The sequence below is a fragment of the Flavobacterium xanthum genome, assembly GCF_900142695.1.
Lineage (GTDB): Bacteria > Bacteroidota > Bacteroidia > Flavobacteriales > Flavobacteriaceae > Flavobacterium > Flavobacterium xanthum.
In genome coordinates this window covers 1-17,991 of the sequence record NZ_FRBU01000057.1, presented here as the reverse complement: position 1 = coordinate 17,991, position 17,991 = coordinate 1, and the positions used below count along the sequence as shown (strand labels likewise).

The following is a 17,991-nucleotide window of genomic DNA, read 5'->3' as shown; positions in this document are numbered from 1 at the left end:
CTCTTCTTGTTCTTGACATAATTCTGCTAATTTAAGGTTTTTAATCCTATCTTAAATTCACACAAAAAGTTGTACGTTTTTTGGGGAGCAGCATAAATATGCTGGTGATCCAACGAAAAAAGATACTAAGGTTAGTGGTTCAGGAGCTATTTCAAAGTCCTAATTCTGCTTTAATTATTTTATTAATCAGGTGTTTTATGGATTTAAAACACCTTTTTTTGGAACTCTATTTAATAAAATTACAGCTAGAACGAAAAATAATGCCAAAAATACAATTGCTAAACGAGGACTTCCCGTTATTTGGTCAATTATTCCATAAACAAGCATTCCTATTACAATTCCTATTTTTTCAGCAACGTCATAAAAACTAAAAAAAGAAGCGGTATCGTCTGTTTTAGGTAATAATTTTGAATAAGTAGAACGGGATAATGATTGAATGCCTCCCATTACGAGCCCTACAAAACTTGCCATGATGTAGAATTCTAACGGCTTCGTTATAAAATAGGCGCCAGCGCAAAGTAAAACCCAAAAACAATTTATACCAATCAAAGTAGGAATATTTCCAAATTTTGCTGAAGCTCGTGACGTTAAAACAGCTCCTAAAACAGCTACTAATTGGATCAATAAAATACAAATAATTAGGCCGACGGTCCCTTCCTCTTTAGAAGACCAATTTATTTCCTGAGCTCCAAAATAGGTAGCTACTAACATTAAAGTTTGTACCGCCATACTAGAAACAAAAAAACTTCCTAAGTAGCGCTTTAATGGGATATTCACATTCAATAAAAGCCATACTTTTTTCAATTCTTTAAAGCCATTGAAAACGACATGATGCGTTACTTTACGGTCGCTATTTTTATTCCCTTTTGGTAAAAAATAATACGAGTATTGACTAAATACAATCCACCACACTCCCACCATTACAAAGGAATAGCGCATCGCTTTCATTGCAGCCTCTCCATCTGTTCCTGTAATTCCAAAAATTTTTGGTTTCATTATCATCGCTAAATTAAAAATTAGTAAAATAACACTTCCAATATATCCCAACGAATAGCCTTTGGCACTAATTTTATCTTGCTGCTCTACAAAAGCAATATCTGGCAAATAAGAATTATAAAAAACTAAACTGCCCCAATATCCAATCAATCCAAAAAAATAAAACACTAAACCAACGTAGATATGTTCTAGATTAAACCAGTACAATCCCATGCAGGATAGTGCTCCTACATAACAAAAGAATTTCATAAATGCTTTTTTGTTCCCTACGTAATCTGCAATTCCAGATAATAACGGAGAGATAAAAGCAACTACTAAAAATGCTGTCGCTGTAACAAAACTAATTAAAGCTGAATTTTTTAAACTAAAACCAAAAATTGTAATATAATGATTCTCCTCTGAAAACAGAGCTTCATAAAAAATTGGAAAAACTGCTGACGCAATTGTAAGTGTATAAACGGAATTCGCCCAATCATAGAAAGCCCATGCATTCAATAATTTTTTACTTCCTTTTGGTAAATCTGCCATGTTACATTTTTTATGACGCGAATTTATTTAATTTATATTTAAAAAATCTGAAAATGTGTTTTTTTGATAGTAACAAATTGCTTCTGTATTTTACTTGATACAAAAGTACTTTGAACTCATCTAAAACTATGTTTTGTATTATTTTACAAAAGGTTTTTCTAAAAAAAGGGCTACTCTCGTTTGAGAATAGCCCTTTAAATCTTTTATAACTAAAAATTATAATTTTAACAATTTATCTTCTCATCACTCCAACTTTAGCAGCTAAAGCTTTAGCTTCTGGAATCAAAGCCTTTAAATTAGCAATTCTAGTCGCATCAGAAGGGTGTGTACTCATAAATTCTGGCGGTGCTTGTCCAGAAGATTGTGCAGCCATTCTAGACCAAAAAGTAATTGATTCGTCTGGATTATACCCTGCAATTGCCATTAAAGTAAGTCCAATTTTATCTGCTTCAGTCTCGTGATTTCTACTAAAAGGGAGCATTACACCAAACTGAGAACCCAATCCATAAGCTTGGCCCCATATTTGTTGGGTTTGTTCACTTTTACCTCCAGTTGCTACTGCGACTCCTACAGCGCCTAATTGTTGCAATTGAGAAGCACTCATACGTTGCGCCCCATGATTTGCTAAGGCATGAGAAACTTCATGTCCCATTACAGTTGCTAAACCAGCATCATCTTTTGTAATAGGTAAGATTCCTGAGTAAACCACAATTTTCCCTCCTGGCATACACCAAGCATTCACTTCTTTATTATCAATAAGTTTATATTCCCATCGGTAATCTTTCAAGTATTGTGATTGACCTAAATAGGTCAAATATTTCTCAGCAGCAGCTTTAATTCTCAGCCCTACCGCTTCTACTTTTCTAGCATCTGCGGTTCCAGTTATCACTTTGTTTTCCTTTAAAAAAGTACCGTATTGTTGAAAAGATGTTGGAAACAACTCACTATTAGAAACAAAATTTAGACTTTTTTTTCCTGTAAGAGGATTAGTTGCACAAGAATAAATCATACCTGCTGCAAGAATCCCTATAAATAAATGCTTTTTCATAATTTTATATTTTAAGTATTATACAAAAATACACGTTTTATAAACTTTTAAATTTACATAATTAAATATAAAAGTTTCAAATTTATTGTTATTCCCCAGTAATATGCAACGACGTAAACTCCTTATCAACAATCATATAGCCTTCTCTTTCTAAAGTATTTCTATCAAAAGAAACTTCAACATTATCAATTTCAATAGTATTTACTTTAAATGGCAGTCCAATAAGATTTATTTTGTACTTAGAATAATTAGTATCATATTTCCCTTCTTTATGTAACTGAATAATTAGTTCTTTTTCTTTACCTGTTGTTTGAAAAGACAAAAAACTATACCTTCCTTTTTTGTAATCGTAGCCATCTTGGGCGTCTTCATAAACTACTGACTTTTCTCTACCTGCTTTGTAATAAATATCCAATGTCAATTCATCAAAATCAAGCTCGCCTACGTATTGTTGCACTGGATATTTAGGAATTATGGCTCCTGCTTTCACAAAAATTGGAATCTGGTCAAACTTCGTATCTATCCATATTTCTTTCCCACCTTTAACTTCTTCATTTGTCCAATAATTATACCATAGGCCTCTTGGAATATACATTCTTCTTCCTACAGAATTGGGTTCTAAAATAGGACAAACTAATATCTGATTGCCAAAAACAAATTCATCATTTCTATAGTGTGTTTGAATATCCTCTTGATCATAATACACTAAGGGTTTCAACATTGGAATTCCTTCTTCAATATATTGCCAAAACATGGTATATAAATAAGGTAATAATTGATATCTCAAGTTGACAAATTTCCTAGTAATATCGATTACTTCGTCATCAAAAGCCCATGGCTCCTGGTCCCCGTGATCTCCAGAAGAGTGTGTTCTACAAAAAGGATGAAATACACCCAATTGAATCCAGCGCGCATATAATTCTCCAGAAGGTTGTTCTGCAAATCCTCCAATATCAGATCCTGTGAAACCCATTCCTGAAATTGACATACGTTGCACTTGAATATTTGCTATCCATAAATGTTCCCAAGTGGCCACATTATCACCTGTCCATGAAGACGTGTAGCGTTGCGCACCCGCATAAGCGGATCGTGTAATTACAAAAGGTCTTTTAGGATAGGCAAATCGTTTCACCCCGTGATAAGTCGCTCTGGCCATTTGCGTACCATAAATATTATGTGCTTTTCTATGACTACACGGATTTCCATCGTAATCGTGGCGCACATCCATAGGGAATGTTTTATTTGGCACCTCCATAACTGCAGGTTCATTCATGTCATTCCACACCCCTTTTACCCCAATCTCTGAAATTAATTCTTTGAATAAACCTGCCCACCATTCTCTTACTGCTGGATTGGTATAATCTGGAAAGTTACATTCTCCTGGCCAAACTTTTCCTTTCATGTAAGGACCATCGGCCCGTTTACAGAAAAAGTCTTTTTCTAAAGCTTCTTTATAAATAGAGTATTCTTTGTCAATTTTTATACCTGGATCTATGATAACCACCGTTTTGAAACCATCTTCAGCTAATTCAGCTACCATTCGTTTCGGATCAGGAAAATATTCTTTGTTCCAAGTAAAACATCGAAACCCTTCCATATAGTCAATATCTAAATAAAGCGCATCACACGGTATTTTTAATTCCCTAAATTTTGCTGCAACTTCCTTTAAATTACTTTCTGGATAATAACTCCATTTGCATTGGTGGTAGCCAAGTGCCCATAGCGGTGGCAATTCCGGTTTACCAGTCAAATGTGTATAGGTTGTAACCACATCTTGCATCTCAGGACCATAAATGAAATAATAATTCATTTCGCCTCCTTCAGCCCAAAAACTGGTAACGTTTCTTCTTTCATGACAAAAGTCAAAATAGGTTCGGAACGTATTATCAAAGAAAATACCGTAGGATTTTTTATTTTGCAGGCCAATATAAAAAGGTACAACTTTGTATAATGGCTCTTGGTCCTTTTGAAATGCATATTGATCTGTAGCAAAATTCTCCAGTCTTTTTCCTTTCAAGTTTAGCTGGGTCGCTTTATCGCCAAGTCCATAAAAACATTCCCCATCTTTAGAAGATTTACTCATTTTTACGATGTTTCCACCGTATTCATAACTTTCCTCCCAATGAAAACCCAATTCATCTTCTAAAATAATGTTTTCATCCAAATCATAAATAGAAAGTCTCATATCTATTTTTTGAATTCGGCATTGTACTTTACTAGTTTTTATTTGATAATAATCTTCTGTTTCAGCTACTTCCAAAAAATTATAGCCATGAGAATGACCTTTATCAACTGCATACGAAAAATCGTTGCTGAAATACCCCTTTGTGGTAAATCTAAATCGGATTAAACTATCTCTTAATACCGTTACTTTCAATATAACACTATTATCAGTATGAAAACATATTGAATCGACTTCATGTTCAAAAGCAATTATCTTAGTAGGATATAAATCTCCTTTGTATTCTAATTCTGTATTTGTAATCATTTTCTATGGTATTATTTTTATTCAAAATTGGATTTTCAAAAATACAAAATTACTTCGTAAGCCTATGTATATCTGATGTTTATTAACGAAAACGTTGTAGCTATTTAACTAAGTAATTCAGAGATAAAGAGCAATTTTTATGTTTATTAAAAAACAATTTAAACGGTATAAAGGGTTGGAATTCGGATTCCTATTTCCCGTTTTACTTCCCGTAATTGGTTATAATATTCATTTAAAAATACAAATTTCATTTCCGACATTATAGTTTTTTGGATTAACGTTTCCGAGAATTCCTTTTGGCGCTTTTGCGATTTTCATTTGACTAATTAGTTTCGCTTTGAAATAGGAAATAATCTCTTGAACGGCTTTTAATTCAAGCATAATACAACCTTCCACAAACAAATTGCCTCTCAAAACAGCTATTAAATTTAAATTTTTAGTATTAAAATCCAATACAGCTTCAGGAGAAAAATTAATAGTTCTCCATTTAATTCGTGGGTCAAACATTTATGATAAATGCTTTCGTTTACACCAAGACCAAGATTCTAGTGAACTTCAATATGCCTCATTATCTCTAGACGTCTTTGTTAAAAAAATAAGCTTCTATTTATCTGTAAACCTCTTCGTTTTATGAAATTTTAAATACAGTAACACTCAAAGGAGCTAAAAGCAGCTCAGCAGAGTAATCTCTTCCGTCATAAGGCATCGCTTCAATTATTATTTTTTTAGAATTAGAAACTCCGCTACCCCCATAATTTGCAGCATCACTGTTGAAAATTTCTGTTAGTTTTCCTTTCTTGGGTAAACCAATTCGGTAATTAGGACGCACTACTTGAGTAAAATTGCACACTACAATCACATTGTCTTTTGTTTCATTTCCTTTACGAATGAAAGTCATAACCGCATTTTGATGATCTGAATAATTGATCCATTCAAAACCTTCAGGACTGAACTGCTTTTCGTGTAATGCAGGTAGCGTTTTATAGAGTTTATTCAAATCTGTAATTAATTTTTTTACTCCCTCATGATGCGGGTATTGCAATAAGTGCCAATCCAGACTTCCTTCAAAATTCCATTCGCTGCTTTGCCCAAATTCGCAACCCATAAACAATAATTTTGTTCCGGGATGCATAAACATATAGCCGTATAATAATCTTAGATTTGCAAATTTTTGCCATTCGTCTCCAGGCATTCTTCCTGCAATTGATTTTTTTCCATACACTACTTCGTCATGTGAAAGTGGCAACATGAAATTTTCAGAAAATGTGTAGGTCATCGAGAAAGTCAAGTCATTTTGATGGTATTTTCTGTAAACTGTGTCTTTTTGAAAATATTCTAAAGTATCATGCATCCAACCCATCATCCATTTCATACCAAATCCTAATCCCCCAACCGATGTTGGTCTAGAAACCATAGGAAAAGAAGTACTTTCTTCAGCAATAGTTTGAACGCCTTCAAAATTAGAATAAACGGCTTCATTAAATTCTTTCAAGAAACTTATGGTATCCAGATTCTCTCTACCTCCATAAATATTAGGCTCCCAATCGCCTTCTTCTCTCGAATAATCTAAATACAGCATGGAAGCAACGGCATCAACACGCAGCCCATCCGCATGGTAATGGTGTAACCAAAACAATGCATTGCTAATTAAGAATGAACGAACTTCATTTCGTCCATAATTAAAAACTAAACTTTTCCAGTCTGGATGATAGCCTTTTCTACGATCTGGATGTTCAAAAAGATTGGACCCATCAAAAAATCCTAGACCATGTGCGTCATCTGGAAAATGAGAAGGAACCCAATCCAGAATCACTCCAATTCCTGCTTCATGCAATTTATCAACCAAGAGCATAAATTCTTGTGGGTTTCCAAAACGAGAAGTTGGCGCAAAATAACCCACTAATTGATATCCCCAAGACGGATCATAAGGATATTCCATTATGGGCATAAACTCCACGTGAGTAAAGCCCGTTTCTTTTATATAATTTACCAAATCTTCGGCAAATTCTAAATACGTCAAAAATCGATTATCCTCAGCATGACGTTTCCAAGAACCTAAATGAACTTCATAAACGGAATAAGGTTTGTCTAGACCATTATGGTTTTGACGCGTTTCCATCCAAGCCGTATCCTTCCATTGGTACTCTAAATCCCAAACTACTGATGCCGTATGAGGTGGCTTTTCACAATAAAAAGCAAACGGATCTGCCTTCTCTGTTATCGCTCCACCATTATTAGATTGTATACTATATTTATAGGTTGTACCTTTTGATATAGTTGGAATAAATCCTTCCCAAATTCCAGAAGAATCCCAACGAACTTGCAACAGATGTTCTCCTTTTGTCCAAAAATTGAAATCCCCGACAACAGAAACGGAATGCGCCGTAGGAGCCCAAACCGCAAAGTATACTCCCTCGACGTTATCAACCGTTACAAGATGTGCTCCTAATTTTTCGTAAAGACGGAAATGTTTTCCTGCTTTAAACAAATCAATGTCAAAATCGGTAAAAAGAGAATGTGTAATGACTTTACTCATATAACAATTGTATAATTCTACTTTTTAGAAATAGAATATTATTTTTAAGAAAAACAGTTTAAAAATTTATTTTATGATGTAATTATCCGGTATAATTGCTCCTTTTTTAATGACAACAATTCCGTCCTTTATGGCATACAACTCATTCGAGAAATCTTCTAAATGATTCCCTCCACTTATGTATACATCATTCCCAATTCTGCAATTTTTATCCACTAGAGCATTGCTTATAAAACATCTTTCTCCAATTCCCACAAGTTGTCTCCCTGTTCTTAGATCTTCATTCATATCATCAATATTCTGATAAAAATCATTCCCCATGATATAACAATTTTGAATGATGCTTCCCTCGCCAATTCTGGACCGAATACCAATCACGGAACGATTGATTTCTTTTGCATTCAAAATACAACCTTCCGAAATTAATGATTTATCGACAATAGTTTTTTGAAATTTTGAAGGAGGTAATAATCTTGGCCTAGTAAAAATTTTATTTTCGTTATCAAATAAATTAAATTTTGGTAAGTCTTCTGTAAGTCCAATATTCGCTTCAAAAAAGGAATCAATGTTACCAATATCAGTCCAATATCCTTCGTATTGATAACTTAATATTTTTTTATGTCCAACAGCCTGAGGAATAATTTCTTTACCAAAATCTTTGGTATCCTTATTGGACATAATATCCACTAACAATTTTTTGTTGAAGATGTAGATACCCATTGAAGCTAGGTAATGTTTTCCTTCACTCTTCATTTGTTCACTTACATCAGACTCCCAATCAGGCAACAATTCTTTAGCTGGTTTTTCGATAAAGGATTCGATACAACTTTCGGAATTTGTTTTTAGTATTCCAAATTCAGGTGCATCTTTAGCATTAACTGGTAAAGTAGCAATGGTAATATCTGCTTCTCGTTTGATGTGCTCTTCAACCATGTCATTAAAATCCATTTGATACAATTGATCTCCAGAAAGAATCAAAGCATAATCAAAATCATGGTTTAAAAAATGGGGCATGCATTGTCTCACAGCATCAGCTGTACCCTGAAACCACGTTGGATTATCAGGAGTTTGTTCTGCTGCAAGAATATCAACAAAGGCATGGCTAAAAATACTAAAATTATAGGTGTTTTTTATGTGCGCATTCAGTGAAGCAGAGTTGAATTGTGTCAAAACAAACATTCGGTAGATATCTGAATTCATACAATTGGATATCGGAATATCGACCAGTCTATATTTTCCTCCTATTGGCACAGCCGGTTTAGACCTTGATTCAGTCAACGGATACAACCTGGAACCTTGTCCTCCACCTAAAATAATTGCAATTACATTTTTCTTCTTAGCTTTCATTTCTTGTTAATTATTAGTTTGTACATTTCTATATATTCTTGACAAACACGTTCCCAGGAATGGTCCGTATTCATTCCTATTTTTCTAATTTTATTCAAATGTTGTTTGTCTTCATATAAAAGTATAGCCCTTTGAATCGAATAACATACATCTCCCACACTTGCCTGATCATGGCAAATACCAATTCCATTATCACCAAAATCTACTACCGTATCTTTCAAACCTCCTGTTCTTCTAACAATAGGAATAGTGCCATACCTAAGTGAATACATTTGGTTCAAACCACATGGTTCTACTCTGGAAGGCATTAATAAAAAATCAGAACCGGCATAAATCAAGTGTGCTAATTCTTCATTGTAACCAATAAATGTATTGTAATTACCTTTATAATCTTGTAATAGACTATTCAATTGTTTTTCAATAGTTGTGTTGCCGGACCCCAATATCAAGATATTAATTTGTTGGAAATTCTCAGATAATGCTAACGCCGCAGCATGTGGTAATAAATCACCTCCTTTTTCTTCTAGTAATCTTCCAATAAAACTAAAAAGAGGCTTTGTTGGATCTAAATTAAAAAGGCTACATAATTTTTCTTTATTTTCTTGTTTCCCTTTTTCAAAATTTTTAATAGAATAGTTTTTTTCAAGCATACGATCAGTGTCGGGATCCCACACCTCAATATCGATTCCATTTAAAATTCCTTTGGATTTGTAACGAACTAAATTGAGTAAGGATTCTAAACCGTTAGCTGAATAATTGATTTCATTCAGATAACTAGGCGAAACCGTAGTCACAGCCCAAGCACACTTTATAGCTACAGCTAATGAATTAATACAATTATCCCATTCTAAAACATTCACATGCGCCAAATCAAATTCAGGCAAATAGTATAATTTATCAAAACCAAACTGTCCTTGATACAAGCCATTATGAATCGTAATCATTGATGGTATATTGCGTAGTTTTTCGTACTTATTACAATACAACATCATAAAAGGAATCAAACCGGTATGATGATCATGACAATTAATGACATCCGGAACATCTTCTCTTCCTATAATCCAGTCTAAAGTGGCAATTTGAAAAGACAAGAAACGTTCGATATCGTCTTGATACCCGTAAACCTCTTTCCTGTTAAATAATTCTGGAATTTCAACCAGATACAATTCAAATCCTAATGCATTTGTTTTTTCTTTGAGAATATTAAACGGAAAATTAAAACTTCCCAATTTTACATGTCCCCAATGAACACATTCAAAATGATTTTCTATTTTGAATTTGGTATCATAACAAGGCATCACTACTCGTACTGCATTGCCTGCATTATTTTGATATTTTGGTAATGCGCCAACTACATCAGCTAAACCGCCAACTTTTGCAACAGGGTAACACTCTGCACTAATATGAAATATTTCCATGTATGAAATTTTGCTTTATTTATTGTTAGAAAGAAGCTTCAATGACTTTATTTTTTAGTATTTCCTAGAAGTACTAAATCTGTTTTTATGTTAATACCAACTAAAACCTTTTAAAAAATACTACATTTATGTTTTTCTAAATTTAGTGAAAAAATTATAAAATAGTAACCCGCTTGAAAATTTATCATAATGACAAAAAAAAGTTCTATTCATACACAATCTTTGAAAATTCCTAAGAGTATTTTATTAACCAGTAAATTAATCTCTTTTATCTCGCCAAAACTGATTACTTTATTTGCCGCTAAATTGTTTACTACTCCTATAAAACACAAAATTCCAAAAAGAGAATTGGAAATGGATCGCACAAGCATCCAAAAACTGATTTCTATTCCTGCAATTAACAAAGAAGTAGTTGTATACAAATATGGCAAAAGTGAAAAGAAGATTTTGCTTGTCCACGGCTGGTCTGGACGTGGAACTCAGTTGTTCAAAATAGCCGATGAACTTTTAAATAATGGTTATTCCACCATAAGTTTTGATGCACCAGCACATGGAAAATCTCCTGGAAAAACTACTATTATGGTCGATTTTATTGCTACAATTTTAGAAATTGAAAAGCAATTTGGTCCCTTTGATGTGGCCATTGGTCATTCTTTGGGAGGAATGTCTGTTTTGAATGCCATAAAACAAGGATTATCAGTACAATATGCCGTAGTAATTGGCAGCGGTGATATTGTAGAAGATATTATAGATGATTTTATAGCTAAACTACAATTGAAAGCAAAAGTAAGCACCCATTTACGATTGCATTTCGAAAAAAAATATAGAGAAAAAATGAATGATTATTCTGCTTTTCTAGCAGCAAAAGAAACCAGTATTCCCGTACTGGTAATCCATGACAATGATGATCCAGAAGTTCCTGTAAAAGCAGGAAAACATATTTATAAACATCTTAGAAATGGAGAGTTGCTATTAACAGACGGATTAGGACACCGAAAAATTCTTGGTAATCCTAAAGTAATAGAAAGAATAGTTCAATTCATCAAAAACAAATAACTAAATTGCATGGAGCTAGATGCGGTTTAATTTTAAACAACTTTATAGTACATCATAAAATAATAATTTAAAAAAAATTTATACATCATGAAATATCCTATAGAAAAAACCGAGCAGGAATGGAAAGAACAATTAGGTGAAGAACGATATAGAATCCTTCGTCAAAAAGGAACGGAATATCCACACACCGGAACATATAATTTGAATTATGAAAAAGGTACCTACTCCTGTGGCGCCTGTGGCGAGCCATTATTTGAAAGTAATTCTAAGTTTGATGCACATTGTGGTTGGCCTTCTTTTGATGAATCCATACCCGGAAAAGTACAGTACATTTCGGATGTGACACACGGAATGAAACGCACTGAAATCCTATGCGCTAATTGCGGAAGTCATCTCGGACATGTTTTTGATGATGGCCCTACGAAAACGGGTCAGCGCTATTGCGTTAACTCTTTATCACTGGACTTTAAAGAATAAAAGTCAGAATTAATTTTTCTATTTTTATAGTGACGCAGCACTTAACTCTAAACTTGGTTTAAATGTCAAATTTAAAAACAGAAGTAAAGCTGTAAACCATTTGAAACTTGTTTAATACAAAAATTGTTCAGATGAATAAAAATAAAAAGAGCAAAAAGTAATTCGCTTTTTGCTCTTTTATATCTTTTTAAATAAGAATTAATTATAGAAAAGAAGCTTTAAGGGCTGGTTTAAAGCGTTTTTTTGATGCTTGTTCGTAGGCGTAACCCAACCCGATTAATTCGCCTTCCTTGTAAGGAGTTCCAAAAAAAGACAATCCAACAGGTAAGTCATAAGCTTGACCACAAGGAACGGTTATATGTGGAAAGCCACTAATTGCTGCCGGAGAAGTTAAGGAATATCCACCCCAACGGTCCCCATAAATCACATCAATACTGCAAGCTGGTCCCATCGTAATTCCGGTTATAGCATCCAAATTATTTGCTTTAAAGACAGCATCCAAAATACGTTTACTTCCCTCAAAACTTTGATTGAGTGCCTCCAAATATTTTTTATCTTCCAATCCCTTTTTCGCATTTGAACTCACCAATGTCTCTTGTTTAAAGTAAGGCATTGCTTTATCTTCATTCTTGTTATTAAAATCAATAACCTCTTTTAAATTTTTAACTTTTGCATTGGCTTGAGCCAAATAGCTATTCAATCCATCTTTAAATTCATACTGCAAAACTTCAAATTCAGCTTCTCCAAAAGCATTAATTTTATCTATATAATCAATTTCAACTATGATTGCACCTTGCTGTTTTAGCACGCTGATAGCATTATCTAAAAGTGCATTTATATATTTATTATTACCCTGTGGTTTTTTCTCTACACCAATACGCTTCCCTTCTAAAGCATTTACATCTAAAAATGTTGTGTAATCCTTATGATTTTTTCCATTACTTTCAAGAGTTATAGCATCATCCTGGTCAATGGCTGCAATGGCTCCCAGTAAAATAGCTGCATCAGTTACTGTCCTAGCCATTGGACCTGCGGTATCTTGTGTTTTTGAAATTGGGATAATTCCAGATCGACTTACTAAACCAACAGTTGGCTTAATACCAACAATTCCATTAACCGAAGCGGGACAAACAATAGAGCCATCCGTTTCTGTCCCTATCGCTACCACGCAAAGATTAGCTGACACTGCAGCACCTGAACCCGCGCTAGAACCGCAGGGATTATGATCTAAAATATAAGGATTTTTAGTTTGGCCACCCCTACTACTCCATCCCGAACTGGATTGCGTAGAACGAAAATTAGCCCACTCGCTCAAATTTGTTTTTCCGATAATAATAGCTCCTGCCTCTCTGAGTTTTCTAACTACAAAAGCATCTTTTGACGCAATATTACCAACCATTGCAAGAGATCCTGCTGTAGTTTGCATTTTATCAGCGGTGTCTATATTGTCTTTTATTAAAACTGGAATGCCATGTAAAGGACCTCTGCTTTTGCCTGCTTTGCTCTCCTTATCCATTGCAACAGCAATGGCAATGGCATCAGGATTAATTTCGATAACTGAATTCAATTGAGCACCATTTTTATCAACAGTTTCAATACGTTTTAAGTACAATTGGACTAATTGCTCCGAAGTATATTTTCCAGAAGCTAATTTCTCTCTCAAACTAGCAATAGTTTCTTCTTCCAGTTCAAAGTTTGTATCAATTACGTTAGCGGGTGCCACCTCTTGGTCTTTTTTACTGCTTGATGTGCAACCTGTAATTAAAAGTGTGGTAAGACCTGCAGACGCTAAAGTTGCAGTGGTTAAAAAAGATCTTCTTTTCATAAATAATATAGTTTGTTTTGGTAAAATAGCTTCCCACTAAAGTACTTTATATAAATGGATTTCTCTACTACAGTTCTAAATTATTATCAAGTCGCTAAAAAATAATAAACAAAGAGGATTTATCTAGAAGTATACTGTAAAGTAACAGGTAAGTTGAAACACGTATTTGTATAAATCTTACTAATAAATCATCGAAAAAGTAAACCTTTAAAACCATTTTACAATCCGTTCAATGCCATCATCCGCTTTTTTTAATTTTGTTAAGGCTAATTTCAAGTCTATACCGTAAGTAACAATATTGTCATTGTTACGCAACCAATCTTCCATTTTTTTCTTTCCTTTAGCCTCCTTAATTGAGGTAAGAGTAACGGCCACATTTTCAACACAGTTGACCACTAAGGCAATTTGTTCATCAGTTAAGATAGATTTATATCTCGTGTGAATTTCTTCTGATGATCGAATGTGCTCGTATTCGTAAGTATCCCCGCCTATAAGTTCCTTTCCAGTGTAAGCATCATAATAATGTGCCTGCGTCAGTCCCTTGGACTTTCCACTTACTAAAGCTGTAACATGCATCGCTGCTTTTACTCGATTAAAAACTCGGTCAATTTCTACTCTGCAATACGGTCGATTTTGGTCTAACATAGATTTTAAATTTAGAATGGCTACTATTCATAAATTGACAAAGTTGAAGTCAAATATCAAAATAGTATGTATCTTATTTTTTACTGTTTTTATTGATTAGCCAAACCTATAAATAATAGCAAAAGATTCCTTACGGAATTCCGTAAAGGAGCTAATTATTTTTAAAAAATAATCTTTAAAAACTATCGATTAAGTACATCAATAAAAAAAGCTCTTACCACAGGATAAGAGCTTTCAAAATTTATATTTAAACTACTAAAACAATAATCTGATGGTAACGGTTGTTCCGTCATTTTCAGTCATTTCAATTTTGATGGGATCAACATTAGCTGGCTGTAATAAAAGGATTCGCTCTCGAGCCAATGCAATTCCTCTTGAAACATGAAATTTTGATTGTTTACGAGTATTTAATCCTTTTCCATTATCAATTATTTTACATTCTAAAATTTTACTTTCAAGTATTTCAAAAGAAATTTTCAATTTTGGAAATGGGTGTGATTCATCAAAAGCATGAACAAAAACATTTTCTACAAAAGGTTGAAGCAACGTTGGATAAACTTCTAAGGTTGCCTCATCAATCAACGGATCAATATAAAATTCTCTACTATTACGACCTTTAAATCGCATATTTTCTATAAAAATATAACTTTTTAAATATTCAACTTCGTCCTTAATTGTGATGGTTTGTTTTGGTGAGTTTTTTAAAGTTTTTCGCATCAATCCTGCAAATTCACTTATGTATAAAGAGGAATTCCTCTCGTCATTTGAACCAACATAAGCTTGAATAGAATTTAAAGCATTATAAATGAAATGCGGATTCATCTTGTTAGATAGTGCTTCAAATTTAGCTTCAACTACTTGTTTTTCTTTATAAGCTTTATCTTTAGCAATATTTCTTTTTCTGTTAATGATATAAAATACCAGACTAGTAATAAATAAAATAATTAAAGAAATGAACCACCAAGTAAACCAAAAGGGAGGTTCCACGCAAATATCCAGTAATTTAAAAATAGTAGATTTTCCAGCATTCGAATCAAAAACTTCTACTTCTACTAGATAATCGCCATAAGGCAAATAAGGAAAAAATAAGTTGGCTTTGTCGCTGTATGGACTCCATCGGTTATTAGACTTCAAACGATAACGGAATTTCAATTTCTCTGGAAAAGGATACCCCTTTGGAATAAAATCAATAGAAAAAGAGTTTTGTTGATAATCCCGAACTAATTTATTAGAAGTATACTTGAACCATTTGTAATTAAATTTATCAATAGGAATGTTATTGACCGCTATCTTACTAATAGCTATACCTAATACGGTAATTTGCTCCTTTAAAAGTTTATCTAAATCCACGGTGTAAAAGCCTTTTTCAGTCCCTAACCATAATTGATTTTTAAAAATTTGAGAAGTGGTAAAATTACAATCTTTTAATCCTTGCTCTTGATCAATCAATCGGAAGACACCATTCTGGTATATGTTCATTCCTTTTTCAGTTCCTATTAAAATACAATCTTTGTAAGCTTCCAGGAAAAGAATAGTTTTACCAACGAGTTTGTTTTTATTAATCGTTTTTAAAACTTTAAAAGTTTTACTGTCCTCCACTATAAAAACATTTCCAAATTCAGCGGCTAAAATAAGTTGAACTTTGTCATTAATGGTAATGTGTTTGAACTTTTTTTCTTTCCAAATTTCATCAGCTAAATAGGACTGAAATTGATTATTGTGATAAACATACAAACCATTAAAAACGGACAGAAGATATGTTTTGTCCTTGTTACTCAATATGTGCACAATATATTGTGGCGTATCTTTTTCAAATTTTGAATAATGTTTACTTTTAAGTTTATAAATATCATCATACACTCGAACACCTGCATAAGTAATCGTCTCAATAAATTTATCATTTGAAGAAAATCCAAATTTTAGACTATGTTTAGGTACGTAATTGATGATTTTTCCTAAAGAATTAATCTCAAATATTCTAATATTGCTGCCAATCCAGAATGAATTTTTATGTTTAACCATTTCATAAAATACAATTCCGTCTGCTTTTATATTAAAATTCAGTTCAAAATCTCTCGATTCAACTCCTTGTTTGTTTATAATATTATTTCCTTTGTTTAAATAGGCTTGTTCAACGTTTTTAAACTCTGAAAGTGAAATTGTTTTTAAAATTTCCTTGTTAGAATCTAAAATTGTTACCCCCTTATTGTGTAAAAGAAATTTCCTTTTATCAAAATTTTCAAAATCGATAACTGAACTTCCATCAAATGGAGAATAATCAATTATTTTATCCAATCGAACTTCATAGATACCTTTATCATTAGAACCGACATATAACATGTCCTTTGTTTTGTCATAAACAACATTGAGTAAAACTTTTGAATCAATTCCGTACTGGTTCGACACATCAATCATTTTATCATCTTCAATGCGATAGAGTCCTCCATTGGGATTATAAACTCCCCAGGCTGCCGCAAAAATGGAATTTCTTTTATCTTTAGCAAACTGCCATACGGTTGACTTTCCAAATTTAGAAGAGGTAAATTTCCTTTTTTTAATATCTAAAATATCAAATTTATCAATAAAGCCATCATTTGCACTATATAAACTCGAACCAAAAAGACCTAAACAGTACGTGTTTTTATGTAAAATAATGGGCATTATTTTGGGAATTTCTTCTGATTCATCAATTTTATATAAACCATCAAAAATGGAAGTAAAATATACTTCACCATCATCTTCAAAAAATGAAATACAAATAAAATCTTCTTTATGTGTAGGCATTTTTGGTGTTACAACTTTATTGGTATTAATATCAATGATAGAAACCCCTTGTTCTGTACCAACGTACATTTTATTTTTATACGGAAATACTTTTCTGGTTTTATTGGCTAATAGACCATCTTTAGTAGTGAAAATAGTGAATTTTTTTCCGTTAAATTTACTGACTCCACCACCATAACTAGCAAACCACATATTTCCATTGGTATCTTGAGAGATATCCCAACAACTATTGTGTCCTAAACCATCTAACTCGTCCATGTTAAAAAACGAACCATTTTCCATCCTTGAAACTCCATTTTCAGTTCCAATCCATAAAACATTTTCTGAATCTAAAAATAATGATCTAACAGCATTATTTGGTAAACCATCTTTGGTAGAATAATTACGAGAAGGTAAATATTGACCAAAGATTAAAAAAGGGACCAAAAAGAAACAAAAGTAGATAATTGTTTTTTTTAGCTTTTGCATGTAAAAATCCTTTTAATAAAAAATAAATTACAAACAAGCACTGATAGAGGTGAAATAAAAAAGATTATGAAATCATTAAGTAATTCATTTTGAGTAACACATATTTTTTTTAAAAAATCATATGATATCTGAATTACATTAACTGTAGTACTCTTTATTAAAAAATTAGATTCCATTAAGATATTATGTATTTAAAGCGAAAATAGCATTTACTAATGGTGATTCCTACAATAATTCATAATAAATCTAAAACTAAAATCCTTTAAAAACAAAAAACCCTTCATCTATTGATGAAGGGTTTTTAAAGAAAGGCGACGACATACTCTCCCACATAACTGCAGTACCATCTGCGCAGGCGGGCTTAACTACTCTGTT

12 protein-coding genes are annotated in these 17,991 nt (G+C 32.8%); 2 read left to right on the top strand and 10 right to left on the bottom strand.

What is annotated here, in order from left to right:
• Positions 1-195: 195 nt before the first annotated feature.
• The 7 genes from BUC11_RS15480 to BUC11_RS15450 form a co-directional block, all read right to left on the bottom strand.
• A complete protein-coding gene (locus BUC11_RS15480) occupies positions 196-1,524 on the bottom strand; it encodes an MFS transporter (protein ID WP_073355530.1) in 1,329 nt (442 codons plus the stop codon).
• A 232-nt stretch (positions 1,525-1,756) separates the two neighbouring features.
• Entirely contained in the window at positions 1,757-2,572 is an 816-nt protein-coding gene (locus BUC11_RS15475) for a M48 family metallopeptidase (protein WP_073355529.1), read from the bottom strand.
• Between the two features lie 88 nt (positions 2,573-2,660).
• Positions 2,661-5,060: a glycoside hydrolase family 31 protein gene (locus BUC11_RS15470; protein ID WP_073355527.1), complete on the bottom strand. Its 2,400-nt coding sequence runs from the start codon at positions 5,058-5,060 to the stop codon at positions 2,661-2,663.
• A gap of 228 nt (positions 5,061-5,288) precedes the next feature.
• The gene (locus BUC11_RS15465) at positions 5,289-5,567 is read right to left on the bottom strand and encodes a GxxExxY protein (RefSeq protein WP_084129715.1); all 279 of its coding nucleotides are present in this window, start codon (positions 5,565-5,567) and stop codon (positions 5,289-5,291) included.
• A 121-nt stretch (positions 5,568-5,688) separates the two neighbouring features.
• Complete coding sequence (gene glgB / locus BUC11_RS15460) at positions 5,689-7,596, bottom strand: 1,4-alpha-glucan branching protein GlgB (RefSeq protein ID WP_073355525.1); 1,908 nt, start codon at positions 7,594-7,596, stop codon at positions 5,689-5,691.
• 66 nt (positions 7,597-7,662) lie between these two features.
• Complete coding sequence (locus BUC11_RS15455) at positions 7,663-8,943, bottom strand: glucose-1-phosphate adenylyltransferase (RefSeq protein WP_073355524.1); 1,281 nt, start codon at positions 8,941-8,943, stop codon at positions 7,663-7,665.
• The gene (locus BUC11_RS15450; protein WP_073355522.1) at positions 8,940-10,361 is read right to left on the bottom strand and encodes a glycogen synthase; all 1,422 of its coding nucleotides are present in this window, start codon (positions 10,359-10,361) and stop codon (positions 8,940-8,942) included. Before BUC11_RS15450 ends, BUC11_RS15455 begins: the two co-directional genes overlap by 4 nt.
• Positions 10,362-10,550: 189 nt before the next feature.
• On the opposite strand from BUC11_RS15450, the gene BUC11_RS15445 reads away from it, so the two are divergent.
• On the top strand, positions 10,551-11,417 hold the full coding sequence (locus tag BUC11_RS15445; protein ID WP_073355521.1) for an alpha/beta hydrolase: 867 nt from the start codon (positions 10,551-10,553) through the stop codon (positions 11,415-11,417).
• A gap of 87 nt (positions 11,418-11,504) precedes the next feature.
• Complete coding sequence (msrB, locus tag BUC11_RS15440; RefSeq protein ID WP_073355519.1) at positions 11,505-11,894, top strand: peptide-methionine (R)-S-oxide reductase MsrB; 390 nt, start codon at positions 11,505-11,507, stop codon at positions 11,892-11,894.
• 202 nt (positions 11,895-12,096) lie between these two features.
• On the opposite strand, the gene BUC11_RS15435 is transcribed toward msrB, so the two are convergent.
• From BUC11_RS15435 to BUC11_RS15425, 3 genes are all read right to left on the bottom strand, one after another.
• Complete coding sequence (locus BUC11_RS15435; protein WP_073355518.1) at positions 12,097-13,719, bottom strand: amidase; 1,623 nt, start codon at positions 13,717-13,719, stop codon at positions 12,097-12,099.
• A gap of 207 nt (positions 13,720-13,926) precedes the next feature.
• A complete protein-coding gene (locus tag BUC11_RS15430) occupies positions 13,927-14,364 on the bottom strand; it encodes a hypothetical protein (protein ID WP_073355516.1) in 438 nt (145 codons plus the stop codon).
• Positions 14,365-14,619: 255 nt separating this feature from the next.
• Entirely contained in the window at positions 14,620-17,616 is a 2,997-nt protein-coding gene (locus tag BUC11_RS15425) for a sensor histidine kinase (RefSeq protein ID WP_073355515.1), read from the bottom strand.
• Between the last annotated feature and the right edge of the window lie 375 nt (positions 17,617-17,991).